General features: G+C 31.2%; 2 protein-coding genes. One reads left to right on the top strand and one right to left on the bottom strand.

Annotation, left to right across the window (positions count from 1 at the left end):
- A partial coding sequence (locus IO68_RS30480; protein ID WP_023014029.1) for a tetratricopeptide repeat protein occupies positions 1-689 on the top strand: 689 nt, incomplete at its 5' end.
- Between the two features lie 4 nt (positions 690-693).
- Here IO68_RS30480 and IO68_RS0117195 read toward each other — a convergent pair.
- Positions 694-1493: LysM peptidoglycan-binding domain-containing protein (locus IO68_RS0117195; RefSeq protein WP_031234915.1), on the bottom strand; the 800-nt coding region annotated here is incomplete at its 5' end.

Raw genomic sequence — 1493 nt, 5'->3', positions numbered from 1 at the left:
ATAAAGCTTTTCCAATTTTATCCGAGCTAGCTAAGCAAGGGAATCCAATCGCTCAGAATGATATTGGTGTTGGTTATCAGTATGGTTTCAATGGAATACCTGATGAAAAGAAAGCGATTGAATGGTATACATTATCAGCAAATCAAAACTATGCACCAGCATTACACAATCTAGGTCTTTTAGATTTTAACAAAGCCAAGAATGATAGTGACTATAAAAAAGCTTTAGATTTTTTCTTAAAAGCCGAAAAACAAAACCATTATGAATCAATATCAACAATTGGTATTTTTTATAAGAATGGTATTATCTTCCCGAAAAATCTAAATAAATCTATTGAAAAATTCGAAATTGCTGCTGAACATGGTAATGCTTCTGGTCAATTTAACTTAGCTCAAGCTTATTATTATGGTGAAGGTGTTCAACAAGACTTTAAAAAAGCTTTAGAATGGTATGAAAAGTCCTCTGAACAAAATTATGAGGCGGCAACAATACAACTAGCAAAATTGTATTTTAATGGTAAAGGAACCCCTAAAAATATTAATAAATCTATTGAGTTATTAAAGCCAATAGCTGAGTCTGGAAATACTACTGCACAATATAATCTTTCTATAGCTTACAGAGAAAACAATGATAATAAAAATTATTCACTTTGGGAAAATATATACGAATCTAATCCTAAAGAAGACTAGTTGATTAACTCGTCTTCTTATTTTTAGTTTCTTTTTTATTGTAAACAAAAATAGGGACGGTGATCGCCATACCAGCTTGATGATCTATAGATGGAAGTTTCTTTTTAATTTTTGCTGTTCCAAGTCCCATTGATGAAACAATGCCATCTCCCCGAACATCCTTCATTTCTCCTGTATCCACATCTGTAGCTTTTGCTTTTGTATGTACTAAACCCACATTATAAGCTCCTAAGTTAACACTATTAGTTAGACTATATCCTGCTCCAGTCAATTCTGAAACATGTCTTGCATTAGTCTTAATATTACTTCCTGCAAGAGAAAATCCAATATCATCACTTATTTTTTTTACATTTCCACCATGTAAATTTATTGCACTCTTATCAATACTTATAGAGTCTTCAACAGCATAGTATAGCATCCAGTTACCACGAGCATCATAGGCTACTCCTATTTCTAAAGAAGCACCTAATACCTCCCACAACTGTGCACCAATAGTTACAGAAATTTGTCGAGTATAATCTCCACTCACTTTAGTAACTGGCAATAAATCTTCAGTATATAATTTACTCAATATTAGCTTTTGATTACTTAGGCCTAAAAACTTTGCAGTATGATTTATTAACTTTAGTCTTTGACCCGTATAAAGACTATATGTATCAGTTATTTTATTATCTTCTTTAATTCTTTCAGAATTTAAATTAAACTTTCTTGCGATACTTAATAAAGTATCGCCAGCATTTACAATATAATCTATTTCAATAAAATAACCTTCTTTAGGAGCTATGACTTGAAGCATCATTTGAT

It is taken from the genome of Acinetobacter sp. COS3 (assembly GCF_000475335.1).
GTDB lineage: Bacteria > Pseudomonadota > Gammaproteobacteria > Pseudomonadales > Moraxellaceae > Acinetobacter > Acinetobacter venetianus.
The sequence above is the reverse complement of the archived record's forward strand: the minus strand, read 5'-3'. Positions and strand labels throughout refer to the sequence as shown.